Raw genomic sequence first — 26,120 nt, forward strand, 5'->3', positions numbered from 1 at the left:
CCGGCGCCCGTCGCGGCACCGGCGATGCGGTGGTGGACGCCGAGGAGCCGGCGATCACACGCGCTCGCGCGTGAGCGTACCCCTGCCGTGCGCAGGCACCGCGCCCGCCTCCGCCGCCCCACACGACCGGCACGCCCGATGCCGTCGTACTCGAACGCCATCCGGGTGAACGTCTCCGGCCAGGCCCCCGCCGACCCTCCGTTGCTTGGATATTCGTGTGATCGCGCCTAACGTCCTGAAAGGTGATCATCTGGGACCGGTCCACTCGGCGCGAGGCGGGCTCCGGACGTGGACGGCCGGGGACGGGGTGGTTCTCCCTGTGGTCCCCGGTGGCCGTCATCGTGATCGGCACCGTGCTCGACGCGGTCACCCCGCCGCCGTACCAGTTCCAGCGCTTCCTGTCCGCCGCCCCCGCGCTCGCGGCGGTGGTGTGGCCGGTGTCGGGGACGCTGGCGATCGGCGGGTGCGCCGTCGTCGCGGAGATCGGCCTCGCGCTGGCGAAGGGGACACTCGGCACCGCGCCGCGGCTGTTCACCCTGGCGGTGACCGCCGTGGTCACGCTGGCCGCCGCGTACGGCTGCGCGGCACGGCTGCGGAACGAACGGCTGGTCGCCGAGTTGACCGCGGTGGCCGACGCGGCGCAGGGCGTGGTGCTGCGGCGCATCCCGGAACGCCTCGGGCGCGTCGAGGTCGCCACCCTCTACGTCGCCGCCGCCGCGCAGGCCCGGGTCGGCGGCGACTTCTACGAGGTCCTGCACACGCCGTACGGAGTCAGGGCGCTGATCGGCGACGTGCGGGGCAAGGGCCTGCGAGCCGTGGGCGCCGCCGCGACGCTGACGGCGTCGTTCCGCGAAGCCGCCTACGACGCGGCCGACCTCGTGGAGCTCGCGGGTCGGCTGGAGACCAGCGCCGTGCGGTACTCGGACCTGCAACCCGACCGCGACGACGCCGAGCGGTTCGCCACCGCCCTGCTGGTGGAGGTCCCCGACGACGAGCCGGTGGCCCGCCTGGTCAGCTGCGGCCATCCCGAGGCGTTGCTGCTGCGCGACGGGCGGGTGCGCGTGCTCGAACCCACGCTGCCGTCACCGCCCCTGCTCCTCGGCGCGGTCGCGGGCATCGGCTACCACGTCGACACCACTGAACTGCGCGCCGGTGACCAGCTGCTGCTCTACACCGACGGGGTGAGCGAGACACGGGACCGGTCCGGCGACTTCTACCCCCTGCCCGAACGCGTCCGGCCCTGGACGGCGGTCCCGCCACGACGCGTCCTGACCCGGCTCCACGAGGACCTGATCGCCTACAGCGCGTCCGGGCTGGACGACGACGTGGCGGCGGTGGCGATCCGCGCCTTCGACACGCGCACCGAAGCGTCCCCGGAAGAGCGCTCGCCGCGGGAGGCGGGCGTACCGGGCTGACGGCGTACTGCGCTGATGGGTGTATCGGGCCGACGGTCTGTCTGGCTGAGGGCGGACCCGGCAGTGCGGGGTGACGGCACGCCCCGCGGGGCACGCAGCGGTCGAGGGCCGTCACATCGTCGAAGGACCGCCACACATCGGCCGGTTCGGCACACCCCGGGGTTCACCGCGCGGAGCGATACTCCGGGCATGGACTGCTGCTCCCCCTCCCGCCGGCAGGCCCTGCTGTGGGCCGGTCTCGCCGCCGCGCCGCTCGCCTTCGCCGACGCCGCCCCCGCCGGGGCGGCCGCCCCGGCCGACCTGCTGGTCACCGACCTCGACGTGGTGACCGTCACCGACACCTCCGTGACCCTGACCTGGTACACCGGATCCCGGACCGCCGTGGACCGCTACGGCGCCCCCGCGCCCGTGGCCACCGACACCGAGGTGCTGCTCGGCGACCCCGGCAACCCGGCGACCATGAAGACGGTCTTCCACGACACGTCCGCGACCGCCTACCACTACGCGGAAGTGAGCGGTCTGGAACCGGGCCGCACCTACGCCTTCACGGCGCGCTCCGCGGGACAGACCGCCCAGCAGTCCACCCTCCAGTTCCCTGGAAGCGCGGGCTCGCTGGACGCGCCGGGCGTCTTCACGACGCTCACCCCGCCGCCCGGACGCCACCTGTTCACCCTCGCGCTCTCCAACGACCTGCACGTGGGCGAGCAGACCAGCGGCATCATCACCGGCGGCTGGCCGCCGTCCTTCCAGCAGGACCCGGGCCTGCCGCCGTACCCGGAGGTCATGCTCGACGCGATGCTCTCCGACCTGCGCGCCGCCGACCGCGGGGCCGACGTGCTGCTGGTCGCCGGGGACCTGACCTCGGAGGCCGAACCCCGGGACGTCAGCCGGGTACGCCAACTCCTCGACGGTTGGGGGAGGCTGGGGAGCGACTACTTCGTGGCGCGCGGCAACCACGACCGCCCCCACACCGGCGCCGACTACGCGGGCTGCACCCCGGTGGCCGGTGCCGCCGACCACCACGACTGCTGGGGCGACGTCTTCCCGTACCGCAGACAGACCCTGACGTCACATCAGGTCGGCGGGCTGCGCCTGGTCGGACTCGACACCACGACACTCGACGCGGCAGGCGGCACGCTGGAAGCCGGTCAACTCGCCGACCTGCGGCACCTGTTGCGCGACGATCCGGACCGCCCGACCTTGCTGTTCGGCCACCACCCGGTCACCTACGAGTCGGCGGTGACGACCGCGGCGGGGCCCTCCTTCGACCTCGACGCGCCCAGCGCCCGGGCCCTCGAAGCCCTCTACCGGCAGACCCCCGGCGTCTTCTTCCACCACAGCGGTCACACCCACCGCAACAAACGCACCACGATGGAGGGCAGTGACGCGGTGGAGTTCCTGGAGGTCGCCGCCACCAAGGAGTACCCCGGCGGCTACACCCTGCTGAAGGTGCACAGCGGCGGGTACCAAGTCACGTTCCACAAGACCCGCTCCGACCTGGCCCGCCGCTGGAGCCAGCGCACCCGCGCCGAGTACTTCGGCGTCTGGCCGCACTACACCCTGGGCACGATCGCCGACCGCAATCACACCGTCGTCCGCGACCTGTCCGGCCTCACCGCCCTGTGATCCCGGCGGTGAGTGTCATCAGGCGTTGGGCAGCACGTGGACCTTCGTGCCCGGACCCGTCCCCTTGCGTACCGCCTCGACGGCGTCGCTGAATCCCGCCAAGGGGAACTGGCTGCCCAGCAGCGCAGTGGTGTCGATCGCGCCGGACGCGATCAACTCCACAGCGTCTCCGTAGCTGTTGAGCACCGCCATCGACCCGACGACCTTGATCTCGTCGTTGTAGATGCGGAACGGAGACAGCGAGATGCGGGCCGCGGCGTCCGCGACACCGAAGACCAGCAACGTGCCACCGCGGCGCAGCGCGTCGAACGCGCCCTCGATGGCGGCCGGTACGCCGGTGGCGTCCACCGCCACGTCGAAGCGCGCGCCGAGTTCGGCGACGTCGGTGGCGGTCCGGGAGAAGCCCATGGCCTCCGCGAGCCGCAGCCGGGCGGTGCTGCGGTCGACCACGGCGACCTCGCCCGCCCCGGCGTGCCGCAGCAGCTGGCCGATGAGCAGCCCCATGGTGCCGGCGCCCACCACCAGCACCTTGCGGCCGAGCACGGAACCGAGCTGGTGGACGCCGTGCACCGCGCACGACAGCGGCTCGATCATCGCGGCCTGCCGCGGGTCCAACGCCTCCGGGATGCGGTACGCGTTGGCGGCGGGTACGGCGACGTACTGCGCGAAGGCGCCGTTGACGGTGTCGCCGGTGGCGTTCCAGTTCCCGCACAGGTTGCCGCGCCCGACGCGGCAGTACTCGCACCTGCCGCAGTACAGCGACGGGTCGACGGCGACCCGCGTCCCCTCGGCGAGGTCCCGCACACCGCCGCCCACCGCGACCACCGTTCCCGCGAACTCGTGGCCGGGGATGATCGGGTACGGGGTGGGCGGGAACTCGCCGTCCAGGATGTGCAGATCGGTGCCGCAGACGCCGCACGCGGCGACCTCGACGACGATCTCACCGGCCCCCGGCGTCGGGTCCGGAGCGGTGTCGACGCGGACGTGCCCGGGCTTGTCGATGATGACGGCTCGCATGGTGTTCCTTCGCTTCGTTCGGGGCGGGCTGGGCTTGGGTGGTAGGGCGGGCAACCACTGCGTAGTTCAGGTGAATTGACGCGGAGTCATATGGACGAGTCCACGAAGGTGCCCTCCCTCGTGGCCGTCGCCGCGCGCACCTCGGCTCGGGTCGGCGGGTCCGCTCCGGCGCGTTCGCAGGTCAGCGCCGCGACCAGGCCCGCTTCGTCGAGCAGGCCGGTCAGCAGATCCGGGCCCAGCGTGCCGAGGGCTCCGCTGTCACGCGCCCCCAGCAGCCCGGCCCGGTGCAGACCGGCGAGCAGTCCCGCGGTGAAGGCGTCGCCCGCGCCCACGGTGTCGGCCACCGTCGCACGCACGGCCGGGCGGCGGACCAACGCGTCGTCGGGGCCCACGGCGAGGCAGCCGGAGCCGCCGAGGGTGACGACCACCAGAGCCGGTCCGAGAGCGCGCCACCGCCTCGCGACGTCGGCGGGGTCCACGCCGGGAAGCAGCCAGGCGAGGTCCTCCTCCGAGACCTTCACGACGTCGGCCAGCCCGACCTGCTCCTCGACCCGCCGGAGCGCCGCCGCCGGCCCGGAGTCGAAGCCCGGCCGGATGTTGGGGTCGAGGCTGATGGTCGCCGTGCCCCAATCACGCACCGTGCCGAGCCAGTCGGTGAGCACGGAGGCACCGGGTTCGACGGTGAGCGCCAGCGAACCGGTGTGGACGGCGACGATGCCGGGCGGTGGTGTCCGCGACAGTTCACCGGCCCGCCACTGCCAGTCGGCGGTGCCCTCGTAGCGGAAGTCGTAGCTGGCCACGCCGTGCGGATCGGTGGACACCACGGCCAGAGTCGTGGGCTGTGTGGCGTCGACGGCACCGTGCAGGCCGACTCCGTTGTCCTCCAGATGGCCGCGCAGCAGCGCGCCGAATCCGTCGGCGGACAGCCGGGCGAGCAGTTCGGCGGGCACGTCGAGACGGGAGAGCCCGACCGCGACGTTGGCAGGACTGCCGCCGGGGAGCGCCCGGAACACCCCGGGCTCCCGCTCGACGAGGTCCACCAGCGCCTCCCCGCACACCGCGATGCCTCCCCGACCGGGGGTCGTCACGTCAGCCATGCGGCAGCACCACCGGCTTGACGACGGCCGGGTCGGTCCTGGCCGCGGTCAAGGCGTGCGCGGTGTCGTCCAGGGCGTACGTGCCGGTGACCAGCGCGTCCAGGTCGACGCGTCCCGCCGCGGCCAGGGCGACGGCGGCGGGGTAGGTGTTGGCGTAGCGGAAGGTGCCGGTGAGGGTGATCTCGCGGTTCTGGACGACCTGGGTGGGAATCGGCATGCGGCTGTCCGGGCCCATGCCGACGAGCACCGCCGTTCCGGCCGGACGCAGGCCGAGGATGCCCGCCTCGACCGCGGCCGGGGCGCCGGAGCACTCCAGCAGCACGTCGGCGGGCGGCTCGGACCGCGGCACGCCCTCCCTGGCGTCGAACGCCTCGTCGGCGCCGAGCCGCAGGGCCGTTGCGAGGCGTGAGGGGTTGACGTCGGTGACGACGACGCGGGCGGCTCCGGCGATCCGGGCGGCCTGGACGGCGAGCAGTCCCACCGGTCCCGCTCCGGTCACCAGGACCCGGTCGCCGGGACGTACGTCGCCGCGGCGTACCGCCCACAACGCCACGGACAGCGGCTCCAGCAGCGCGCCCGCCGTGTCGGTCACGTGATCGGGGAGAGCGTGGGCGAAGTCCTCGTGCACGGTGACGTAGTGGGCGAAGGCGCCGTCGACCGGGGGAGTGGCGAAGAACGCCACGTCGGCGCAGAGGTTGTAGCGGCCCGTACGGCACCGCGCGCACCGCCCGCACGGCACCCCCGGTTCGACGGCGACCCGCGTTCCCACCGCGTGCCGGTGCGCCGCGGCACCGAACGCCTCGACGGTGCCCATCGCCTCGTGGCCGAGCACCAAGGGCTGTTCCACCACGAAGTCGCCGATCCTGCCGTGCTCGTAGTAGTGCACGTCCGATCCGCACACCCCGACCGCCGCCACCCGCACCAGTACCTCGTGCGGTCCCGGCACCGGGACCGGCCGGTCCTCCACCCTCAGGTCACGCGGGCCGTAAAGCACCGCCGCGCGGTTGTCCACACTCTCTCCGTTCCGTTCTCGCCGGGCCTGAACGCCGTTACCGTGGGCCCGGGGTCACTTCACCGCGCCCATCGACAGCCCGCGCACCAGCTGCTTCTGCGCCAGCCATCCGGCCAGCAGCACCGGCAGGCAGGCGAGGGTGGCGGCCGCCGCGAGCTTGGCCCAGTACAGGCCTTCGCTCGACATGAATCCCACCAGGAAGATGGGCATCGTCCCGGCCCGCACCGAGGTGAGGTTCAGGGCGAGGAAGAACTCGTTCCAGGAGAAGATGACACAGATCAGCGCTGTGGCCGCGATGCCGGGCGCCACGATGGGCAGCAGGATCCGGGTGATCTCCTGACGCAACGTCACCCCGTCGACGCGGGCCGCCTCCAGCACCTCACCCGGCACCTCCAGGAAGAACGACCGCATCATCCACACCGCGATCGGCAGGTTCATCGCCGTGTACAGCACCATCAGCGTCCACACGCTGTCCAGCGCTCCGAGGTCGCGGACCGCGAGGTAGACCGGGATGATCGCGGCGACGCCCGGGAGCATCTTGGTGGAGATGAAGAAGAACAACACGTCCCGGGTCTTGCGCACCGGCCTGATGGACAGCGCGTACGCGGCCGGGATGCCGAGCACCAGCACCAGCAGCGTCGAAAGGAGCGTCGCCGTCGCGGAGTTGGCCAGGTACGGCCCTATACCCGCGTCGAACACCGCACGGAACTGGTCGAGCGTCGGCTTGAAGACCAGGTGGGGGGTCGTGGTGTAGGCGGCCGACTCCTGCTTGAAGGCGGTCAGCGCCATCCACAGCACCGGGAAGAAGAAGATCAGCGCGGCGATCCACGCCCCGGCGGTCCAGGAGACCTGGCCGAGCACGCGGCGGCGGGAGCCCGCCTTCCGGGCACGTGACTTGGAGCGGGCGGGGACCTCGGCCGGACGGGCCCCGGCGCCCGATGAGGCGGTCGGCGTGGCGGATGCCATCAGTCGTTCCCTTCGCTCGCGGAGAACACGGTGAACAGCGTGCGCAGGGCGACCGTGGCGACCAGGATGGTCCCGGCGACCGTCACCACGCCCAGCGCCGACGCCTGACCGACGTCGAAGCCGAGGAAGGCGCGCTGGTAGAGGTAGTACGGCAGGTTGGTGGTCGCGGTACCGGGGCCGCCCTGGGTGGTCATGTAGATGACGTCGAAGGTGTTGACCAGGTAGATCGCGCCCAGCAGCACACCGAGTTCGATGTAGGACCGCAGGTGCGGCAGGGTGATGGCGCGGAACGTGGTCCACGCGCCCGCGCCGTCCACCCGGGCCGCCTCCAGCACGTCGTACGACTGGCTCTGCAGCCCCGCCAGCACGAGGAGCATCATGAACGGCGTCCACTGCCACACCAGCACGGTCACCACCGACGACATGGGAAACCGACTCACGAAGTCGACCGGCGCGAAGCCCAGTTCACGCAGCAGGTAGTTCACGATGCCGTAGACCGGGTCGAGCATCGTGGTCTTCCACAGCAGACCGGCGACCGTCGGCATGATGAGGAACGGCGCGATCAGCAGGGTGCGCACGATGCCACGGCCGGGGAACTTGCGGTCCAGCAACACGGCCAGACCGATGCCCAGGACCATCGAGATCACCACGGCCAGCAGCGTCAGTTCGATCTCGGTGACCAGCGCGTCGCGGAACGCGCTGTCGGTGAAGACCCCCGCGTAGTTGGACAGCCCGACCCAGTGCCGGGAGCCGGGACGCACCAGGTTCCACGACTCGAAGGAGAAGGCGATGGTGAACAGGAACGGGATCTGGGTCACCAGGATCATCAGCAGCAGCGCGGGGGACAGCGGCAGCCTGCGCCGCCAGCCCTCCCTGCGGGCCGAGCTGTCCGTGGCGGGTCCGGGCCGCATCCGACCGGACCGGGGCGGGGCGAGTGTCGCCATGTCGCTTCCCATCGTGAGGTGATGCCGGACCGGTCAGTGCTTGCGGTAGGTGTCGCCGACGGTCTGGGCGTACTGCTGTGCCTGTGTCAAAGCCGCGTCGGCCGACTGCTGGCCGGCCACCGCCGCGGTGATCTGCTGGCTGACCCGCGTGCCGAGGTCCTCGAACTCCGGGATGTCGAGGAACTGCACACCGGTGTACGGCACCGCCCCCACCGTGGGGTGTCCGGGGTCGGCGCTGCTGATGGCCTCCAGCGTCGGCTTGGCGAACGCGGCGGCCGCCTTCTCGTACTGCGGCAGCTGGTAGGTGGAGGTACGGCTGCCGGGCGGGACGCGCGACCAGCCGAGCTTGCTGCCGACCAGCTTGATGTAGTCCTTGGAGGTGGCCCAGGACATGAACTGCCACGCGGCCTGCTGGTGCGCGCTGGTCTTCGGGATCCCCAGGGACCAGGAGTACAGCCAGCCGGACGAGGGGGTCTTCTCGACCGGCGCCTGCACGTAGCCGATCTTCCCCACGACCTTGCTGCTGGTGGGATCCTCCAGGGAGCCCGCCGCCGACGTGGCGTCGTACCACATGGCGGCGGTGCCCTGGGCCATGTCGGTGCCGCACTCGGTGAACCCGGCGGTGGCCGCGCCCGGTTCGCCGTCCCGGTGCAGCAGGTCCACGTAGAAGTTCACCGCCTTCTTCACCTGCGGCGAGTCGAGCTGGGCGTTCCACTGCGGGTCGTACCAGCGGCCACCGAAGGTGTTGATGACGGTGTCGAGCGGCGCCAGGTTCTCGCCCCAGCCCGGATCGCCGCGCAGGCAGATGCCGGCCAGGTTGTGCTTCGGGTCGTCGAGCTTGTCAGCGATGGCGGCGACCTGGGCCCAGGTGGGGTGCTCGGGCATCGTGAGATGGTGCGCGGCGAGCAGGTCCTTGCGGTACATCAGGAACGACGACTCGCCGTAGAACGGCACGGAGTACAGGTCACCCCGGTAGGACAGCGAGTCTTTAACGGGCTTGACGAAGTCACCGGGGTCGTAGCCGGGCGTGCCGTCGGCGTACGGCTGCAGATCGGTCAGCCAGCCGTTCTTCGCCCACATCGGCGTCTCGTAGTTGCTGATCATCACCACGTCGAACTCGTTGCTCCCGGTGGCCACCGACTCGGTGATCTTCTGCCGGGCCTCGTTCTCCGGCAGCGTCACGTACTTGACGTGGATGCCCGGATGGGTGCGGGTGAAGTACGAGGTGAGCGTCTCGACGTCCTGCATCTGTGGGTTGGCGACGATGGCCACCGTGATCGTGGTGCCGGAACCCGATCCGCTCGCCTCTCCCGCGCCGGCACAGCCGGAGGCCGTGAGCAGGGTCGCGGCGGCCAGCGCACAGGCGGCGAGCGCACGGCGCCGGCCTCGTCGGATACGCATCTGTGCTGTCCCCTCGCCGAGTTCGGGTGATGCCGCCCGCGCACGGCGTCCAACGGGCGTACCGAGAGCGGGACATGACGACGCGCAAACGGTTGCGCGGTGAAGTGGCAGTGACTGTAGGTGTGCGCAACCGGTTGCGCAAGGGGTTGCGCTAGGATTCGGCGCGGCCGAGAGTGACGACGGGACACCCCGGGTCATCCGGGCCCGCCGCGACGCGGACCTGCTCGCGGAACGCGGGACGTGCTCGGCGGGACCGGGGGGCGTGCGCGGCGGGCCCCGGAACGTGCTCGGCGGGGCCCGGAAGGGAAGGAGCCCGCGGGACCGAACGGGCAGCAGCCCATGGGCCGGAGGGGAACCGAAGGGGAGACATGGCGACCATGCACGAGGTGGCACGCCGGGCAGGGGTGTCGGTGACCACGGTCTCGCACGTGGTCAACAGCACCCGCCCGGTCAGCGACCAGGCCCGAGCGGCGGTCGAGGCGGCGATCCGGGAGACCGGCTACGTGCCGAACGCCGTCGCCCGCTCGCTGGCCACCGCCAGCACCCGTTCCATCGGCCTGGCGGTGTCCGCCCTCACCAATCCCTACCTCGGCGAACTCGCCTCCGCCATCGAGTCGACGGCCGCGGCCGCGGGCTACACCGTGCTGCTCGCGGACACCCACGACGACGCCGAGCAGGAGGAACGGGTCCTGCGGGCGCTGCGCAACCGGCGGGTCGACGGCATCCTGCTGGCCACCTCCATGGACGCCGCCCGCCTGCGTGCCTGCCTGGCCGGCACGCCGCAGCCCGCGCCCCCGGTGGTGTTCATCGACCGGCTGGCCTGCCCCGGCTTCGACCAGATCGGCGTGGAGAACGAACGGGCGACCGCCGGGCTCGTCGCCCACCTCGTCGAGCGCGGTCACCGCCGCATCGGCATGGTCGCCGGCCGCGAGGGCATCACCACCAGTACGGAACGCCTCGCCGGATACCGCCGAGGCCTGACGGAGCACGGCATCGCCCACGACACCGCGCTGGAGGTCTACGGCGCCTCGGACGCCGAACCCGCGCGCGCCGCGGTGCTGCGGCTGCTCGACCTGCCCTCGCCACCGACCGCGCTCATCAGCGGCAACAACCACATGACCGTCGGTGTGCTGCGCGGCCTGCGCGACCGGGGCGTGTCAGTGCCGGACGACATGGCGGTGGCCGCCTTCGACGACGTCGAATGGGGCGACCTGCTCCCCTCGCCGCTCACCGCCGTCGCCCAGCCCTGGCAACGCCTGGGCCGCGAGGCGACCCGGATGCTCCTGGACCGCCTGAACGGCGACACCACCCCTCCTCGCTCGGTCCGCCTCACCCCGACCCTGGTGCACCGCCGGTCCTGCGGCTGCGCCGAGACGTGATCGCGGAAACACGGGGGGTTGCCGGGAGAGAGGCGCCTGGCAGCCATACCCCGGCCGCCGGCGGGTAGTCGATGGACGAAGAGGGACGAAATCACTGTCGCAACCGGGAGAAGCCGTGGTCGACGACTCGTCGCTGAGGGCCGTGGGATGGTCGCGTTCGCTGCCGATGAGCTGCGGTGTGAAATCGGCCAGGGACTGGACGCGTAAACACCTGGAGACCCTCGGCTGGCCGCGCAGCGCGCCGGAGACGGTCGAGGCGGTCCTGCTCACCGTCTCGGAGCTGGTCACCAACGCACATGTGCACGCGCACAGCACCGCACAACTCGTGCTGACCTGGGACAGCGAGTGCCTGCACGTGACCGTGCACGACTCCAGCGCACGCCTGCCCCAGCCCAGGAACCCGGACAGTGACGCGCTCGGTGGGCGCGGCATGCTGCTGGTCGACGCGCTCGCCGACGACTGGCAGACCCATCCGTCCCGCAACGGCAAGGACGTCACCGCCTCCTTCCGGCCCCCGGCCGTATCGCCCCGCCCGCCGGACGACGCCGACTGACGGCCGGTCACCCGGCACGATCGTGTCCTCGCCCGTGTCCTGTCCGTGAACACCGTGTGCGTCTGCTTGGCTACGAGGCGGAAGAGGCGTCCGGTGCGGAGGGTGCGGCATGACGGCGGTGTCGGCGACAGCGGCCAGTGAACGGATCACCCGGCGTCCCGTGGCGCGCGCCCGCCAGCCCCACGCGTCGCCTCCTGCCACCGTCGGCGCCGCCCGTCCGGTCGACGTACACGCGGGCGACGTATGCGGGGACGCACTGACGTGACACACCGGCACTGGCTCTTCGGCGACCAACTCGGCCCCCACTTCCTCGCCTCCCACGACAACGGCCCCGGACGGGACGCCCCGGTGGTGATGATCGAGGCCCGGTCGGTGTTCCGCCGCCGTCGCTTCCACCGGGCCAAGGCGCACCTCGTGCTGTCCGCGATGCGTCACCGGGCCGCCGAACTCGGCGACCGCGTCCGCTACGTCCGCGCCGAGACCTACCGCGACGGCCTGCGCGAGGCGGTCGGCGACGCGTCCGTGACCGTCCATCACCCCACCTCCCGGGCCGCGTTGCGACTGGTGCGCTCCCTGGACACCGTGCGCGTGCTGCCCGCCCGCGGATTCCTGCTCCCGCACGACGCCTTCCGCGCCTGGGCCGATGGACACGACGCGAAGCGCCTCCGCCAGGAGGACTTCTACCGCTGGGTGCGCTGCGAACTCGACCTCCTCATGGACGGTGACGCCCCGGCCGGTGGACGCTGGAACCACGACCACGCCAACCGCGAGGCGCCGCCCAGGGGCGCGGACACCCTCGGCGCTCCTAAGCCCTACCGGCCCCGCGAGGACGCCATCGACGACGAGGTCCGCGCCGACCTCGACCGCTGGGAACGCGAGGACGGCATCGCCTTCGTCGGCCGCGACGGCCCCCGTCTCTTCCCCGCCTCCCGCCGCGAAGCCCTGTCCGCGCTGCGGCGCTTCACCGAGCACCGGCTCGCCGGGTTCGGACCCCACGAGGACGCCATGCTCGCCGCCGACCCGGTGATGAGCCACAGTCTCCTGTCGTCCTCGCTCAACCTCGGCCTGCTCGACCCCGCCGAAGTCGTCCGCGCGGCGCAGGACGCCTGGCGCGCGGGCCGGGTCCCCGTGCACAGCGCCGAGGGGTTCGTCCGGCAGGTCGCCGGGTGGCGCGAGTACGTGTGGCAGTTGTACTGGTACTTCGGCGAGGACTACCGCCACCGCAACGCCCTGCGCCACGAGGTGCCGTTGCCGGAGTGGTTCCTCGGACTCGACGCCGACGCCGTCACGGCCCGCTGCCTGTCCACCGTCCTCGCCCAGGTGCGCGACACCGGCTGGACGCACCACATCCCGCGGCTGATGATCCTCGGGAGCCACGCCCTGCAACGCGGCTGGGACCCGCGCGAGGTGACCGACTGGTTCCACCGCTGCTTCGTGGACGGCTACGACTGGGTCATGCTGCCCAACGTCGTCGGCATGTCCCAGTACGCCGACGGGGGCCGGATGACCACCAAGCCGTACACCTCCGCGGGCGCCTACATCCATCGCATGAGCGACCTGTGCGACGGCTGCGCCTACCGCCCGGCCGACCGCACCGGGGAGCGGGCCTGCCCGTACACCACCGGCTACTGGTCCTTCGTCCACCGCCACCGCACCCTGCTCGCCGGCAACCAGCGCACCGCGCGGACAGTCCGGCAGCTGGAGCGGCTCGCCGACGCGGACGCGGTGCTGCGCGCCGAACGGGAGCGGGGCGAGGGGCCGCCCTGACAGGGAGCGGCGGGAGGAGGACGAGGCCGCCCGGATACGCTCTCGCCTGACGTACTCGGCCCGTCCGCGCGGCCGGCACCCCGCACCCAAGGAGTCACATGTCCGTCTTCGACACCGAGATCGACGCCCTCACCGGTGGCCCCGCCGACCTCGGTCAGTACCGGGGCACCGCCGTCCTCGTCGTCAACGTCGCCTCCCGGTGCGGCCTGACCCCGCAGTACGCGGCGCTGGAGAAGCTGCAACAGCAGTACGCGCAGCGCGGGTTCACCGTCCTGGGCGTGCCGTGCAACCAGTTCATGGGCCAGGAGCCCGGCACCCCCGAGGAGATCGCGACCTTCTGCTCCGCGACCTACGGCACCACCTTCCCGATGACCGAGAAGACCGACGTGCTCGGCGACGACCGGCACCCGCTCTACACCGAACTCGCGGGTACCGCCGACGCCGAGGGCTACACCGGTGACGTCCGCTGGAACTTCGAGAAGTTCCTCGTCGCGCCCGACGGCACCGTCGCCGCCCGCTTCGCGCCCCAGACCGAGCCCGACGCCCCCGAGGTCACCGCGGCGATCGAAGCGGTCCTGCCGAACTGAGGCCCCTCGCGGGCGGCGCGGCGGGCGGCCGTCAGTGGCCGCCCGCGCGCAGGCCCGCGAGGAACGCGGCGCCGTTCGGCGTTCCGACACCCGTCATCGTGTCGTAGCCCTTGGCGGTCACCTGCCCGGTGTAGGCGCGTTCCTGCGAGTCGAACACGTCGAGGCCGACGAACCCGTCACCGGTGACGTAGGCACCGCGGTCCTGCTGGGGTGTCGACGCGGTGACCGGCAGGGCGTCGTGCAACGCGGAGGTCCCGGCCAGGCGGTAGAGCAGCGGGTCGATGAACCCGAAGGGCGTCGTGCGGCCCTGCTGCGCGTCGGCCACGAGACCGGCGATCAGCGGCGTCGCCAGACTGGTCCCCGCGTTCGGCATGGTCCGGTACGGGCCCGGCTTCCCGTGGCTCGTGGACTCGATGTAGCCGGTGAGCATCCCGGTGTCGGGGTCGCCGTCCGCGGCGATGTCGGGCACGGCGCGCCCGGTGACGGTCCGCTTGCCGACCTTCACCTGCGACATGGACACGGGGACGACACCCTTCTGGTAGGAGGGCTGCCCGTAGACGGTGCTGGTGCCTCCGCCTCCGCCGCTGACGCCCGCGTCGCTCCACTTGCCGCTGTCCAGCGCGCCGTAGTCGTCGGACCACCCGGTCTCGAACAAGCGGTTGCCCGACGCCCCGATGCCGAGGGTGGTGCCGCCGACCGCCACCACGTACGGGTCGGAGTCGGTCACCGTCAGACCGGGCGTGTCACCGGAGGCGAAGTACATGCCGACACCTTCGGCGGCGGCCCGCACGTCCATCGCGTGCACCGTCTTCGCCGGGACCTGGCCCAGCGGGATCTGCCACGAGTTGGTCACGATGGAGGCGCTGGGGTGGCCGCCGCTCCCGTCGAGCACGGAGAGGGCGGCGTTCAGCAGTGCCTGGTCCTCGTCGCAGCCCTGCCCCACCACCATCAACTGGTCGGCGTCGGGCGCCATCGCGTAGACCGCCTCCGAGTCCATCTCCGCCTCGTCGTCGACGGCCGGCGACTGCGCGGCCCGGGGCGAGACGGACGCCGCCGAGGAGGCGGACGCACGCGAGGCGGACGCGGCCGACGTCGAGGCACAGGCCTTGCCCGCCTGCACCTGCTTGAACTGCGAGGGCTTCGGGGCCGGGAGGTGATTGGCCTTCGCGAAGTCCGTCAGGGTCTGGAACATCGCGGTCGGGGCCTCGTCCTCGGTCAGGGCGACGGTCTGGCCCTTGCCGGTGTCCTTCGATGTCGCGCCGTAGGCGGCGCGCATCTGGTCGGCGGAGTAACCGCAGACCGGCAGGGACGCCTTGGTGAGCCCCTGGTAGGCCGGGTGGAACGTCTGGACGTGCTGCGCCCAGTACGCGGAACACGTCGGTGTCTTGGACGCCTTCGACGCCGACTCACGCGGGCCGGACGCGGTGGGGGCAGTGGCGTGGGGCACCGTGGGTGGCAGGTCGCTCAGTCCGGTCACGCCCAGCACGTCGGACGCGAGGGACGACGGCACGGACACCGCGCGGTCGTTGGACCGCGCCACGGTCGTCTCGCCGTTCGCCCCCTTGACCCGGTACCGGTCGATGCGGACCCGGAACGCCGACTGCACCTTCGCCACCGGTCCGGTCGCCGCGACGTAGTCCCGGCCGCTGTCGGTGCGCACCTGGGTGAGCCCGCTGGACTCCAGCCACCGGGTCACCGCGGCGGCGTGCGCGGCGGACGGACCGAACCTCGCGGTGTAGGCGGCCGGGCTGAGGTAGTGGTGGAACTCGGCGCTGCCGGGCGTGGCGACCGCGTCGGCGAACGCCTCGGCGCCCGCCAGGTCGGGCGCCAGCCACACCTGCACGGTCAGTCGCTGCGCGGCGGAGACGGCTCCGACGCGCGACGCGGCGTGCACCGCGGGGGAGACCGACTCCGCGAGGGTGGTGGCCGGCGCCGCCTGCGCGCTGCCGGGCACGCCCAGCACTGCCCCGGCCCCCAATGTGGCCACGCAGGCGACCCAGACGGCCGCGGCTGCGCGACCACGCCCCCAACTCCCGGCGACCTTCCGCGAACCGGTCTTCTGCGAAAACGTGCCTTCCACGCCCCAGCCCACCCCTCTCGTACGGCAGCGGCGACGGCACGCCGTGTCGGTCGCCGTCCCCCTCGCCCGTACGACGCAGGGCTCGCTGCTGCGGGTTCCCGTGACGCACGGCTTTCACCGGATCGGAGCCGTGGTCCCGTTCATCAGACCGCCGAGCCATGCCTCGACGTCGCCGGGCGAGCGCGGCAGCGCGGCCGAGAGCAGTTCGGCGCCGGAGGGTGTGATCACCAGGTCGTCCTCGAGCCTGATGCCGATGCCGCGCAGTTCCTCAGGGACGGTCAGGTCGTCCGGCTGGAAGTAGACACCCGGCTCCACGGTCAGCACGTGACCTGCTTCGAGGGGTGCGTCCAGGTACGCTCCGGCGCGCGCCTGGGCGCAGTCGTGCACGTCCATGCCGAGCATGTGGCCGCTGGCGCACAGCGTGTACCTGCGATACCTCCCGTCGCCCGCGTCCATCGCCTCGTCCAGGCCGGTCCGCACGATGCCCAGGTCGATCAGGCCGCCGACGATCACGCGCATCGCCGCCAGGTGGAAGTCGCGGAACCTGGCTCCCGGTTTCAGCGCGGCGATCCCGGCGTCCTGGGCGGCGAACTCGAGTGCGTACAGGTCGCGTTGGAGCGGTGTGAACGTGCCCGAGATCGGCAGGGTCCTGGTGATGTCGGCGGTGTAGAGCGTGTCGGTCTCGACGCCCGCGTCCAGCAGGAGGAGTTCGCCGGGCCTGAGAGGGCCGTCGTTGCGGGTCCAGTGCAGCGTGCACGCGTGCTCACCGGCCGCCGCGATGGTCCCGTAGCCGACGCCGTTGCCCTCCAGGCGGGCGCGGTGGCCGAAGACCCCCTCGACCCACCGTTCGCCGCGCCGGTGCCGTGTCGCCTCGGCCAGCGATCCGGCCACGTCCTCGAAGCCGCGCACGGTGATGTCCACGGCCTTGCGCAGCTCGTCCACCTCCCACGGACTCTTGCGCAGTCGCAACTCCGAAAGTGCGGCGAGCAGTTCGGCGTCCGGTGGCCCGGGCAGCAATTCGTCCACCCCGGCGTCCACGCCACGCAGCACGCGGGTGGGGACCCGTGCGCCACCCAACAGATCGGGCAGCAGGCGGAGTTCGGCGACCGGGATCCGCAGCATCCGTCCGGCCTCGCCGAGGGTGGGCCGCCGTCCGACCCAGAACTCGCCGTGGACGCGGTCCCGGAACGCCTCGCCCTCGCGCGCCGAACGCGGTCGCAGGCAGAGCGTCGCGGCTCCGTCCGGCTCCATCACGAGCACGCCGTCGGGCGTCCGGTCGCCGGTCAGGTAGGTGTAGGCGGTGTGCGGGCGGAAGGGGTACGGCATGTCGTTGGACCGGGTCTTCTCCCGCCCGGCCGGGATCACGATCCGCTCGCCGGGGAAGCGCTCGGCCAGCAGCGCGCGGCGGGCCGCCGTCCAGGCGGTCACCGCGGACGCGCCGGTGTCCGGGAGCGGGGTCGGCTCCCATCCGGTCCCCATGAACGCGGACAACGCCGGGGAGACCGGCAGGTCGTGGCTGCCGGTGGCGTACGCGGCCGTGTCGGGCACCTCGGCGGCGCTGTCGTGGGAAGGGTTCACGTGTGGCCTTTCTCCGTGGACGTCCGGCTTCGGGCACCGCGTTCCAGCTCCGCTTTCCGGCACCGCTTTCCGGCACCGCGGACCTGCGGACGGCCCGGGGCCGCGCGGCGGGTGACGGCGCGCCGCGCGGTCCCGGGTGCGGTCAGTACCGCGTCGTGACGGTCACGCCGCTGAACGCCGTCTCGCCGTAGAGGCTGATGTACCGGTATCCGGCGCTGGTGTTGGTGACGGTGAGGGAGTGGGAGGTCCCCGACCCGGTGGACGAGGCGGTGTGGGTGCGGTCGGTCGCCCAGGTGCTGGGGTCGTAGTAGAGGTACGCGGTCCCGGTGCCGCCGCTGGTGCTCACCGTCAGGGTCGTGGTGCCGGCGGGCAGGAGGATCCACAGGTAGTCCAGGCCGCCGGCCGGCTCCGACTGACCGGCGCGGGAGCAGTTCTGGCCCATGGCCTGCGGGTTGGAGTCGGTGCAGGCGCTCGCGCCCGTACCACCGCTGAGGGTGTCGAGCCAGCTGGTGAAGTCGGCGTCGTAGGACGTGCCGATGGTGTCGGTGTAGTAGTCGTACGCGCCGGTGTAGTCGCCCTGCCGGAAGTCGCCCAGGATCGTTCGCACGTCGTCGGGATGACGCTCGAACATGTAGCGCACCGCCAGGTAGCCCCACGGGTAGGTGCGGGTCTCGTCGCTGTTGGAGTAGGTGTTCTGCAGCAGGGTGCTGAGGGTGTACGTGTGCTGCGGGGCGTCCGTGAGCGCCTCGGTGTCCGGCACCCCGCGGTAGGTGTAGGAGGTGTACTCGGCGATGCCCTCGATCCACCACACGTCCGGGACGGCGGTCTCCGCGCCGAAGTCGCCCTTGGTGTCGTACACGGCGTCGAGGTAGTGCGTGAACTCGTGGTTGAGGTTCCAGATGTCCGCGGTGAAGTCGCTCGCGTAGGGGGCCTGGTACATCACGGAGTACGAGGAGTTGCCGGACTGGGTGGGATCGCCGGTGACCGTGATGCCACCGTTGTCGGTGCTGACCCCGTAGATCGCCTCAGCGTAGATCTGGTAGTCGAGCTGGCTGGAGAAGACGATCACGTTCTCGCCGGTGATGGTCTGCCCCGCGATCGGGGCGGAGGCGCCGACGAGGTGCTGGAACCAGGGGACCTGCGCGGTCAGGCTGGCGCAGACGGCCGCGAGCTGGTCGGCGTCGAGCGATTCCGCGGTGACGGTGATCGCCGTGTCGCAGGTGTGGCTGATCGGCAGCGCGGCCTTGGTGAGTTGGGTGACCAGGTCGCAGGTGCCGTAGTAGGAGCAGTCGGCGGCGTCGAAGGTCTGGCCCTGTTCGGCGACGGCGACCCACAGCGCGGCGGTCGGACCGCTGATCTTCGACGCCTGGAGCAGGGCCAGCATCAGGGGCCTGACGGTCGGTTGGAGGGCGGGGAACTGCACGTAGGCGGCGAGGTCCTGGCCGGCGTCCGCGTCCATGAAGGTGTTGGCGCCGCCGAGCAGGGCGGTGTGGTTCAGCGCGAAGTGGTCGAGTGTGTCGACGGTGGTCGGGTCGTCGGTGATGGCGGTGACGAACGCGGGGTTGTACTGGCCGCGCCACAGCGGGGTGTAGACGTCGTAGACGACGGCGTCCATGGCCGAGGAGGCGTCCCAGGCACTCGTGTAGTCGTCGAGGATCCACGCGTAGTCGGTCAGGTGGTCCTGCTGGACGCCTGCGCTGTCGGTGAGGATGACGACGTCGCTGAGCACCTGTCCGTTGGCGTCGGTCACGTCGTGGGAACGGGAGTTCGCGAAGAAGGCGTCGAGACCGCTCTCGACGGCCGAGGTGAGCGCGGTGTCGTACGTGCCGACGTCGCCGGAGTCGTTGTACTGCACGTAGTACCCGGCGCGAAGGTAGAGGACCAGCTGCCAGATGCCGGCCGAGTCGTCACCGGTGTACCGGCCCGCGAGGCTCTGGAAGGCCTGCGCGACCGCCGTCATCTGCGACTCCTGGAACACACCGTGGGCGTCGCTGCCGGTGAGCGAGAACAGTGTGTTGACGCAGTCGGTGGTCGACGCCTCGACGTAGGAGGCCAGGCCGGTTCCGGTGCGGCCGCTGAAGTCGGACGGGGTGCACGACTGGGCAGCGGTCGCCGTGGGTCGCGGTGGCGTGGCGGGGTGCTGGTGCTGTCGCGCCGGAGTGGGACGCGGCGGCGGAAGCTGGGCGACCGAACGGCGGCCGTGCTGGACGGCGTCCGTCACGGTACCGGCGGGCGAGACACCGGTGGGCGCGGGCACGGACGGGGCCGGGCCGTGCGCAGTGTGCGCGGTGGCGTGTGCCGGCGTGGCGAGCGCAGGGGTGGCGGCGGCGAACGAGGGACCGGCGGCGAGCCCGATCACCGTCGCGACGGTCACCAGGCCGAAGGCCACGTCTCTGAGATGTCGGACGGATCGCTTGCGTCTCATGGCGTCCTCCCCGGGACATGAACGTCACGCAGACGGTGGGGGTGGGATGCGTGACGCATCAGGAACGCTGTCACCGCCCGGGCACACCGACAATCTCCGCGGACACAGCACTTGGACCGCCGTGGCCACAACACCTCTGCGTGTACGAGCAGTTCGGGTGTGCGCCCTTCGCCGTGGTCGGGCCCGTTCAGCTCTGGTCGGAGGCCGAGGTGACGCCGCCGCCGCGCGTCGCCCAGGCCTGGTAGTGCGGCGATCGCGTGATCAGGTCGCGGTACGCCGCCGTGGCCGCCGCGTACAGCGCCTCGACGACGTCGGCGGACAGCGAGTCGCGGCGCCACGCCAGCAGGTAGCGGCACCACAGGGGCGTGCCGCTCAACGGCTTGACGAGGACACCGGGGATCGGCCGGATCGTCGCCTGCACCACCGAGACCCCGTGCCCGTCGGCCACCATGCGCTGCAACTGCATCTGGTCACCCAGGAATTCGTGCACCACGGCCGGTGTGAAGCCGTCCGCCGCACACGCCGCGTAGAACACCCCCGGCCAGCCCGCGCCGTCGTCCGGGGTGAGGAACCACTCGTCGTCGGCGAGCTCCGACAGCCGCACGTCGACCCGGCGGCGCAGCCGGTGCCCGGCGGACAGGGCGAGGAACGACGGCTCGGTGGCGACGACGCGGTGGGCCAGCGCGCCGGAGTGCCTGAGGTCCTGGCCCGGGTAGTCGACGCCGATCGCCGCGTCGAGCTCACCGTTCTCCAGCAACTCGACCATCTGGGAGGAGGCGTAGACGCTGCTCACGTTGAGCGCGCGCTGCGGCAGGCGAGCCCGCGCTCGGGCCAACATCCCGGGAAGGACGGGGGAGTTGGTGCAGGCGAGACGCAACGTCTCGCGGGCGACGGCGCCCTGCGTCGACGGCCGACGCGGGATCGCGTCGACGCCCGCCACGATCTCGCGGGCCCGTGCCACGACCTCCAACCCGTAGCGCGTGGGCTCGACGCCCGAAGGGCCGCGCTCGAACAACGGCTCCCCGAAGTACCCCTCGATGCGCCGGAGTTGCCCGCTCAACGCCTGCTGTGAGTAGCCGAGCGTCGCGGCGGCCCGGCCGACGCTTCCCGAGTCGGCGATCGCGCACAACGCGCGCAGGTGCCGTATTTCCAGCTCCATCCATGCGCCTCCGTAGCGGCGAAGGCCCACTGGCCGTGGACATGGTAGATCCACGCACACAAGCCGTCACCCTCCCGCCCGGCGGACCGCCCGCGTCCGCTCAGCGTGCCGAGTCGTCGATCTGCACCGGGTAGCCCGCCCGCAGCACGGTCACCGAGGCCGGAGGCGTGATGACCGTCGCCGTCCCGGCCCGGGGCAGCGCCCGGCGACCCGCGTAGCCCGAGAGCGACCACTGCGCCAGATGCCCGTCGACGACCAGGGCGGGGACGGTGTCGACGAGGACGAACGTGCCGTCCGGCAGCCCGGCCCACGGCATCTCGTGGTAGCGGCGCCGGTGGGTGCCGCGCACGATGCGCTCGCTGTGCAGGCGACGGTTCATCTCCCGTGCCGACGGCAACGCGCCGCCCGGCCCCACGGCCCACGCCTGCCGGTAGGACTGGTAGTCCCGGTGACGGCATTCGCCGCAGGGCCGATGACCGGCCGCGAACGACACGGCCTCGTCGTGGAAGTACAGATGCGTGTAGCGGTGGGGAAGCCACTGCTCGCGCCAGCGGCCACGGAACTCCAGGACGCAGGTGATCCACAGGTCGCTCGCGTGGAAGCGGACGATGTCGTGGCCCTCGTGCAGGACGCCACGGTTACCGGTCCAGGCGCCGCGTAACGCGGTCGCGACGATCTCCCCGGTCGGGGTGACCCTGTTGCGCTCCGGTCCCATCCGCTGTCCGCCCCTCGTCCCCATCGCGTCCGGATGTCCGCCGCCGCCGTCAGCTGTCATCGGTCTCCGCCTCGATCGCCAGACGCCGCAGTACGTCGTTGGCCGTCACGACCGGGTCCGCGGAGTCGTGTTCGAGGGCCAGTTCCGCGAAGGCGTCCATGAAGGCGCCGACGATCTGCGTGATGGCCCTCCCGAGATCCCGTGAGGCCTGGTTGACCGCCTGCTGGGTGCGCGCGTCACCCGGGATGTCCAGGGGCGGCAGGATTTCGCTGATCATCTCACTGACGACGGCGACCTCCGAGGGCATCCCGCCGCCGGCCCCCGGCCCTTCCGTCGCACCGCGCTGCACCCACTCGAGCCCCTGGGTGAGCACTCCGACGACGCGCTGTCGAACCTCTCGCTGCTTCACCCCCGTAAGGTAGCCGGGCGAAGCCCTCCAGCCGAGGCGATCGTCACGCGTGCTGCGGATACCAGCGCAGTTCCACGGTATTGCCGTCCGGGTCCCGCACGTAGAGCGAGACCGCGGTGCCCCGGGCGCCGAAGCGCTCACCGGGGCCGTCCACCACGGTGAAGACGCCGGAGTCGACGACCTCCTGCCAGTCGAGCGGCTCGACCACGAGACAGATGTGGTCGACGTTGGAGCCCTTCGCCTGATCGGGGGTGCGTACCAGGTCGATGATGGTCGTGGGACTCACCCGTACGGACGGGAAAGGGGCGTCACCGGCCCGCCACTCCCGCACGCGCACCGGCTCCAGGCCCAGTGGCCCCGTGTAGAACGCGAGCGAACGCTCGACGTCGGCGACGTTCAGGACGAGGTGGTCGAAGGCGATCACGCGCATGGTGTCTCCAGTGCGGTCGGGGCGGACAGCCCGGCGGTGGCGAGTGGGGCGACCGGCGGCTGCGGATGTCTTCGGTGATGGAACCACAGCGGGCCGCGGACCACCGCGCATCTCCATGGCCCGTTCGGCATCGCCGGGCGTCGCGATCCACGAGTCCGGACACGCACGCGACTTCTTCCGCGCTTCGTGGATAGCCCGCGACGTCGTGGCGAGGATGGACCCATGACTGACGTCTTCACCACACGGATCATCGACATCGCGACCGGTTCGGAGGAAACGGTCGTGGACCTCACCGGCGACTGCGAGGCCTTCCTGCGGGAGGTGTCCGGCGGCCGGGACGGCCTGCTCAACCTCTTCACCCCGCACGCCACCGCCGGCCTGGCGGTCATCGAGACCGGTGCCGGAAGCGACGAGGACCTGCTGTCCGCCCTGGGGCAACTCCTCCCGCCGGACGACCGGTAGCGGCACCGCCACGGTCACCCGGGTCACGGCCGGGACCACGTCCTGCCGGCCGTGGTCCCGCCCCACGCCACGCTCCCGGTGATCGGCGGGCGCCTGGAACTGGGCACCTGGCAGTCGGTGTGCCTGGTGGACACCAACGTCGACAACCCCGACCGCCACGTCCGCCTGAGCTTCCTGGCCTGAGGGAGGTGCCTGAGCGGAGGCGGGCATCCGCTCGCATGCCCGCGCCCATCTCAGCAACCGTGCCTCGCCCCGCCGTCGGCCGCTACTCGTCAAGCGCGTCCGTGGGCCGTGTGATCGCCATGGCGTGCAGGTCGTCCAGGAGACGGACATGGTGCGCCGTGCCGAACGACCACATGGTCCGGCCGTCCTCGTCGACGAGATCGATGTCCCCGTCGTCGCGGACGGCCAGGGCGTGCGCGCCGACCGCCGGGCCGGGGCCGCCGCGCTCGTTCTCGGGCCACCGTTTGCGGCGGCCCGCGAGATGGCCGAAGTCGGGGATCAGCGGCCACGTCCCGCCCGTGGCGGCGCGGTACCGCAGTTCGCCCTCAGGACCGAGTTCGATCCCGGTGCCGCTGCCCTGCCCCACCGGCATCCATATGCCTACGCCGTCTCGCGTCAGGCACATCAGGCCGTCGAAGCACGACAAGGCGTAACGGCCGTTCGGCGAGGTGATGCAGGCGTCCCGCAAGGTCTGGCCCCGGCGCAAGAGGTGCCCGTCGCACGGGACCCAGCCGTCCCAGGGTGTCGGCTCGGGCGCGTCCTCGGCCTGTGCGGTGGCCGATCCCCGGTAGAAGCCGTGGGGATCCGCCTGCGCCATGGCGGCGAACTCGGGGAAGTCCATGTTCGCGATGGCCAGATTGGCGCTCACGTCGACGAGTCCGGACGGCAGCACGCGGAACTCCCGCCCGCACTGCATCTGGTAGTCGTACTCCTCGTCGTCCTCGCAGTCCTCACGAGTCGTGGTGTTCACGGCCAGCAAGGGGTACGGGTCCCGCATGGTCGCCGCGTCCGCGACGTACACGACACCGTCCGACTTCGGTGCGGCGGTGAGGACTTCGTCCACGCTCGCACCGGCCCAGGCCGGATCGTCCACCACGTGGTACACCCATCCGTCATCGTCCTGCTGCGCGTCGAGCAGGGCTGCCACGGTGCGCCAGGCGACGTCGCTGGAGTAGTCGGTACGGACAACCAGGCCGGCGTCATCCACGTCCGCCGGATCAATGATCGGTCTCATGCGGCCGATTATCGGTCCGGGCACTGACACCGGTAGCGGGCTGTGCCGTGTCTGCCTGCGGATACCGGGGGGTTTGCCCTTTAGGGACAGCGGGCCCGATGAAATCGGTGGACGTGCTGGAACCGGCCGTGCGACCGTCACGGCATGCCCAGCCCGGTCAAGCCGTCAGAGCCCTTCGAGCCCACCGAGTCGTCCGATTCCCACGACCCCTACGTGTCGTTCCCGTCGCACGGATCCCATGAATCCCACGAATCCGATGTGTCGTTCGTATCCTTCGACGGGACCGCCATAGCGTGCCGGCAGGTCGGGTCGGGACCGCCGGTCGTCATGGTGCACGGCTCCGGAGGCGGCCTGCACTCCTGGCGGCCGGTGGCCGAGCGACTCGCCGACCGGTTCGGCCTGTGGACGCCCGCGCGGCGCGGCTACGCCCCGAGCGGGCCGGGCCGACGGCCGAAGCGCTTCGCGGACGAGGTCGCGGACCTCGGGGAACTGATCGAGAGGATCGGGCGACCCGTCCATCTGGTCGGCATGTCCTACGGGGCCACCGTCGCCCTGCACGCCGCCGCAGCCGGGCTGCCGATCCGCTCCCTCGTCCTGTGGGAGCCACCGCTCTACGCGGCAGGAGCCGAACTGGCGCCTGTTCTCGCCCGGTTCGAGGAACTGACCGCGCGTGGGGATCGGCGGCGGGCCGACCGGCTGCTGGCGGAAGAGGTGGCGCGCGTACCGGCCGCCGTGCTGGATCTCATGGCCGCGAGCGATCCGGCCGACGCGGACCCTTGCGACGAACAACCCGCCGAAACCTCCGACGCGCCGGGCTGGTGCCGTGACCTGGAATCCATGGCCGCCGATACACCGGACGTGCGACGCTGGAGCGGTGTCGCGGTGCCGACCCTGCTGATGCGGGGGGCCGACACCTGGCAGCCGATGCCGGAGACCCTCGACCGGCTCGCGGCCGCTCTGCCCCAGGTGACCCTCGTGACCTTCCCCGGCCAGTCCCACTTCGCGCCGTCCACGGCCCCCGACGCGGTGGCGGCGGAGATCGACCGCTTCCTGTCCCCGGACCGACCGCACTGACGGCTGCGCCGCGTCCCATGGCGGGGCGCCGGAGGAAATCGGCTGTCGCGGACGCCGGAAGAAGCGGAGACTCGTCCCATGGCCGACATGGGGGCATTCCAGGAGGCGGTCACCGCGTGGGTGGCCGGCGGTTCCGCCGTCCCGGCGCGTGAGTTGGCTGTGCTGCTGCCGGTCCGGACGGCCGTCCTGCTGGAAGGACCCAGCGACGTCGAGGCGGTCAACGCCCTGGCCGCGCGGCGTGGCCGTCACCTCGCGTCCGAGGGGATCTGCGTGCTGCCCATGGGCGGCGCGATGAGCGTCGGCCGCTTCGCCCGTGCGCTCGGCCCGACCGGCCTGGGACTGCGCCTGACGGGACTGTGCGACGAGGGGGAGCGCCGCTACTACGCCCGGGGCCTGGAACCGGCCGGTACGGGACGGCACGCGTTCTTCGTCTGCGCGGCGGACCTGGAGGACGAACTGATCCGCGCGCTGGGCGTGGCACGGGTCCGGGACCTCATCCAGGCGCAGGGCGATCTGCGGGCCCTGCGGACCTTCCTGCGCCAGCCCGCGCAGCAGGGCCGCGCTCCCCAGCAGCAGCTGCGCCGCTTCCTCGGGACGAAGAAGGGGCGCAAGATCCACTACGGCCGCGTCCTCACCGAGGCGCTCGACCTCGACCGCGTCCCCGCACCTCTCGACGGCCTGCTCACCGCTCTGTGAGTCCGACGCGCCGCCGCGCGGAATTTCCTCCGGCAGCCATGTCGAGAATCCGTGGCGTGCTCCGTCTCCCGGGTGAACGCGCCCACAATGG

Annotated in this window: 22 protein-coding genes and 1 pseudogene; 9 read left to right on the forward strand and 14 right to left on the reverse strand. The window is 71.9% G+C overall.

Going from position 1 to position 26,120, the window contains the following annotated elements; genetic code table 11:
* Positions 1-242: 242 nt before the first annotated feature.
* Together K7472_RS11160 and K7472_RS11165 are read left to right on the forward strand one after the other, a co-directional pair.
* On the forward strand, positions 243-1,415 hold the full coding sequence (locus tag K7472_RS11160; protein ID WP_308013858.1) for a PP2C family protein-serine/threonine phosphatase: 1,173 nt from the start codon (positions 243-245) through the stop codon (positions 1,413-1,415).
* Positions 1,416-1,604: 189 nt separating this feature from the next.
* Positions 1,605-3,041, forward strand: a complete 1,437-nt coding sequence (locus K7472_RS11165; RefSeq protein WP_222976731.1) for a metallophosphoesterase family protein — start codon at positions 1,605-1,607, stop codon at positions 3,039-3,041.
* Between the two features lie 18 nt (positions 3,042-3,059).
* Here the strand turns inward: K7472_RS11165 and K7472_RS11170 are convergent, their stop codons facing one another.
* The 6 genes from K7472_RS11170 to K7472_RS11195 all read right to left on the reverse strand — a co-directional run bounded on the left by K7472_RS11170 (position 3,060) and on the right by K7472_RS11195 (position 9,478).
* Positions 3,060-4,058, reverse strand: a complete 999-nt coding sequence (locus K7472_RS11170) for a zinc-dependent alcohol dehydrogenase family protein (RefSeq protein ID WP_222976733.1) — start codon at positions 4,056-4,058, stop codon at positions 3,060-3,062.
* Positions 4,059-4,144: 86 nt separating this feature from the next.
* Complete coding sequence (locus K7472_RS11175) at positions 4,145-5,155, reverse strand: carbohydrate kinase family protein (RefSeq protein ID WP_222976735.1); 1,011 nt, start codon at positions 5,153-5,155, stop codon at positions 4,145-4,147.
* Complete coding sequence (locus K7472_RS11180) at positions 5,148-6,167, reverse strand: NAD(P)-dependent alcohol dehydrogenase (protein WP_222976737.1); 1,020 nt, start codon at positions 6,165-6,167, stop codon at positions 5,148-5,150. Before K7472_RS11180 ends, K7472_RS11175 begins: the two co-directional genes overlap by 8 nt.
* 54 nt (positions 6,168-6,221) lie before the next feature.
* The gene (locus K7472_RS11185; protein WP_222976739.1) at positions 6,222-7,133 is read right to left on the reverse strand and encodes a carbohydrate ABC transporter permease; all 912 of its coding nucleotides are present in this window, start codon (positions 7,131-7,133) and stop codon (positions 6,222-6,224) included.
* The gene (locus tag K7472_RS11190; protein ID WP_252395386.1) at positions 7,133-8,077 is read right to left on the reverse strand and encodes a carbohydrate ABC transporter permease; all 945 of its coding nucleotides are present in this window, start codon (positions 8,075-8,077) and stop codon (positions 7,133-7,135) included. Before K7472_RS11190 ends, K7472_RS11185 begins: the two co-directional genes overlap by 1 nt.
* A 33-nt stretch (positions 8,078-8,110) precedes the next feature.
* Complete coding sequence (locus K7472_RS11195; RefSeq protein WP_222976743.1) at positions 8,111-9,478, reverse strand: ABC transporter substrate-binding protein; 1,368 nt, start codon at positions 9,476-9,478, stop codon at positions 8,111-8,113.
* Between the two features lie 368 nt (positions 9,479-9,846).
* Here K7472_RS11195 and K7472_RS11200 point away from each other — a divergent pair, with 368 nt between their 5' ends.
* The 4 genes from K7472_RS11200 to K7472_RS11215 all read left to right on the forward strand — a co-directional run bounded on the left by K7472_RS11200 (position 9,847) and on the right by K7472_RS11215 (position 13,764).
* Positions 9,847-10,857 carry a LacI family DNA-binding transcriptional regulator gene (locus tag K7472_RS11200; RefSeq protein ID WP_222976745.1) on the forward strand — a complete coding sequence of 337 codons (1,011 nt, stop codon included), beginning with the start codon at positions 9,847-9,849 and terminating at the stop codon, positions 10,855-10,857.
* Positions 10,858-10,972: 115 nt separating this feature from the next.
* Positions 10,973-11,410: an ATP-binding protein gene (locus K7472_RS11205; protein WP_308013859.1), complete on the forward strand. Its 438-nt coding sequence runs from the start codon at positions 10,973-10,975 to the stop codon at positions 11,408-11,410.
* A gap of 243 nt (positions 11,411-11,653) precedes the next feature.
* On the forward strand, positions 11,654-13,177 hold the full coding sequence (locus K7472_RS11210; protein ID WP_222976747.1) for a cryptochrome/photolyase family protein: 1,524 nt from the start codon (positions 11,654-11,656) through the stop codon (positions 13,175-13,177).
* Between the two features lie 98 nt (positions 13,178-13,275).
* Positions 13,276-13,764 (forward strand): glutathione peroxidase, encoded by a 489-nt coding sequence (locus K7472_RS11215; protein WP_222976749.1) that lies wholly within the window; start codon positions 13,276-13,278, stop codon positions 13,762-13,764.
* A gap of 31 nt (positions 13,765-13,795) precedes the next feature.
* On the opposite strand, the gene K7472_RS11220 is transcribed toward K7472_RS11215, so the two are convergent.
* The 7 genes from K7472_RS11220 to K7472_RS11250 all read right to left on the reverse strand — a co-directional run bounded on the left by K7472_RS11220 (position 13,796) and on the right by K7472_RS11250 (position 22,560).
* On the reverse strand, positions 13,796-15,751 hold the full coding sequence (locus K7472_RS11220) for a S53 family peptidase (RefSeq protein ID WP_222976751.1): 1,956 nt from the start codon (positions 15,749-15,751) through the stop codon (positions 13,796-13,798).
* 207 nt (positions 15,752-15,958) lie between these two features.
* Positions 15,959-17,422 carry an aminopeptidase P family protein gene (locus K7472_RS11225; protein ID WP_308013860.1) on the reverse strand — a complete coding sequence of 488 codons (1,464 nt, stop codon included), beginning with the start codon at positions 17,420-17,422 and terminating at the stop codon, positions 15,959-15,961.
* Between the two features lie 142 nt (positions 17,423-17,564).
* Positions 17,565-19,847, reverse strand: coding sequence for a collagenase (locus K7472_RS11230; RefSeq protein WP_222976753.1), 2,283 nt, complete (start codon positions 19,845-19,847; stop codon positions 17,565-17,567).
* A gap of 187 nt (positions 19,848-20,034) precedes the next feature.
* Positions 20,035-21,006: a LysR family transcriptional regulator gene (locus K7472_RS11235; RefSeq protein ID WP_222976755.1), complete on the reverse strand. Its 972-nt coding sequence runs from the start codon at positions 21,004-21,006 to the stop codon at positions 20,035-20,037.
* A 100-nt stretch (positions 21,007-21,106) separates the two neighbouring features.
* Complete coding sequence (locus tag K7472_RS11240) at positions 21,107-21,781, reverse strand: hypothetical protein (protein ID WP_222976757.1); 675 nt, start codon at positions 21,779-21,781, stop codon at positions 21,107-21,109.
* Positions 21,771-22,130: a hypothetical protein gene (locus K7472_RS11245; protein ID WP_222976759.1), complete on the reverse strand. Its 360-nt coding sequence runs from the start codon at positions 22,128-22,130 to the stop codon at positions 21,771-21,773. The genes K7472_RS11240 and K7472_RS11245 overlap by 11 nt, the downstream gene beginning before the upstream one ends.
* A 43-nt stretch (positions 22,131-22,173) precedes the next feature.
* Complete coding sequence (locus K7472_RS11250) at positions 22,174-22,560, reverse strand: VOC family protein (RefSeq protein WP_222976761.1); 387 nt, start codon at positions 22,558-22,560, stop codon at positions 22,174-22,176.
* A 222-nt stretch (positions 22,561-22,782) separates the two neighbouring features.
* Between K7472_RS11250 and K7472_RS11255 the strand changes: the two are divergent.
* A pseudogene (locus K7472_RS11255) lies at positions 22,783-23,205 on the forward strand (YjbQ family protein).
* Positions 23,206-23,287: 82 nt separating this feature from the next.
* Here K7472_RS11255 and K7472_RS11260 read toward each other — a convergent pair.
* The gene (locus K7472_RS11260; protein WP_222976763.1) at positions 23,288-24,259 is read right to left on the reverse strand and encodes a DUF6924 domain-containing protein; all 972 of its coding nucleotides are present in this window, start codon (positions 24,257-24,259) and stop codon (positions 23,288-23,290) included.
* Positions 24,260-24,517: 258 nt separating this feature from the next.
* On the opposite strand from K7472_RS11260, the gene K7472_RS11265 reads away from it, so the two are divergent.
* Complete coding sequence (locus tag K7472_RS11265) at positions 24,518-25,333, forward strand: alpha/beta fold hydrolase (RefSeq protein ID WP_222976765.1); 816 nt, start codon at positions 24,518-24,520, stop codon at positions 25,331-25,333.
* Between the two features lie 78 nt (positions 25,334-25,411).
* Entirely contained in the window at positions 25,412-26,029 is a 618-nt protein-coding gene (locus tag K7472_RS11270) for a TOPRIM nucleotidyl transferase/hydrolase domain-containing protein (protein WP_222976767.1), read from the forward strand.
* The last annotated feature ends 91 nt before the right edge of the window (positions 26,030-26,120 follow it).

It is taken from the genome of Streptantibioticus parmotrematis (assembly GCF_019890615.1).
GTDB classification, from domain to species: Bacteria; Actinomycetota; Actinomycetes; order Streptomycetales; family Streptomycetaceae; genus Streptantibioticus_D; species Streptantibioticus_D parmotrematis.

Excerpts from the sequence above, each read along its gene's own strand:
- K7472_RS11165 (WP_222976731.1), top strand. The coding sequence starts at position 1,605 with ATGGACTGCTGCTCCCCCTCCCGCCGGCAGGCCCTGCTGTGGGCCGGT.
- K7472_RS11170 (WP_222976733.1), bottom strand. The coding sequence starts at position 4,058 with ATGCGAGCCGTCATCATCGACAAGCCCGGGCACGTCCGCGTCGACACC.
- K7472_RS11175 (WP_222976735.1), bottom strand. The coding sequence starts at position 5,155 with ATGGCTGACGTGACGACCCCCGGTCGGGGAGGCATCGCGGTGTGCGGG.
- K7472_RS11185 (WP_222976739.1), bottom strand. The coding sequence starts at position 7,133 with ATGGCATCCGCCACGCCGACCGCCTCATCGGGCGCCGGGGCCCGTCCG.
- K7472_RS11190 (WP_252395386.1), bottom strand. The coding sequence starts at position 8,077 with ATGGCGACACTCGCCCCGCCCCGGTCCGGTCGGATGCGGCCCGGACCC.
- K7472_RS11195 (WP_222976743.1), bottom strand. The coding sequence starts at position 9,478 with ATGCGTATCCGACGAGGCCGGCGCCGTGCGCTCGCCGCCTGTGCGCTG.
- K7472_RS11200 (WP_222976745.1), top strand. The coding sequence starts at position 9,847 with ATGGCGACCATGCACGAGGTGGCACGCCGGGCAGGGGTGTCGGTGACC.
- K7472_RS11210 (WP_222976747.1), top strand. The coding sequence starts at position 11,654 with ATGCGGGGACGCACTGACGTGACACACCGGCACTGGCTCTTCGGCGAC.
- K7472_RS11215 (WP_222976749.1), top strand. The coding sequence starts at position 13,276 with ATGTCCGTCTTCGACACCGAGATCGACGCCCTCACCGGTGGCCCCGCC.
- K7472_RS11230 (WP_222976753.1), bottom strand. The coding sequence starts at position 19,847 with ATGAGACGCAAGCGATCCGTCCGACATCTCAGAGACGTGGCCTTCGGC.
- K7472_RS11235 (WP_222976755.1), bottom strand. The coding sequence starts at position 21,006 with ATGGAGCTGGAAATACGGCACCTGCGCGCGTTGTGCGCGATCGCCGAC.
- K7472_RS11240 (WP_222976757.1), bottom strand. The coding sequence starts at position 21,781 with ATGACAGCTGACGGCGGCGGCGGACATCCGGACGCGATGGGGACGAGG.
- K7472_RS11250 (WP_222976761.1), bottom strand. The coding sequence starts at position 22,560 with ATGCGCGTGATCGCCTTCGACCACCTCGTCCTGAACGTCGCCGACGTC.
- K7472_RS11260 (WP_222976763.1), bottom strand. The coding sequence starts at position 24,259 with ATGAGACCGATCATTGATCCGGCGGACGTGGATGACGCCGGCCTGGTT.
- K7472_RS11270 (WP_222976767.1), top strand. The coding sequence starts at position 25,412 with ATGGCCGACATGGGGGCATTCCAGGAGGCGGTCACCGCGTGGGTGGCC.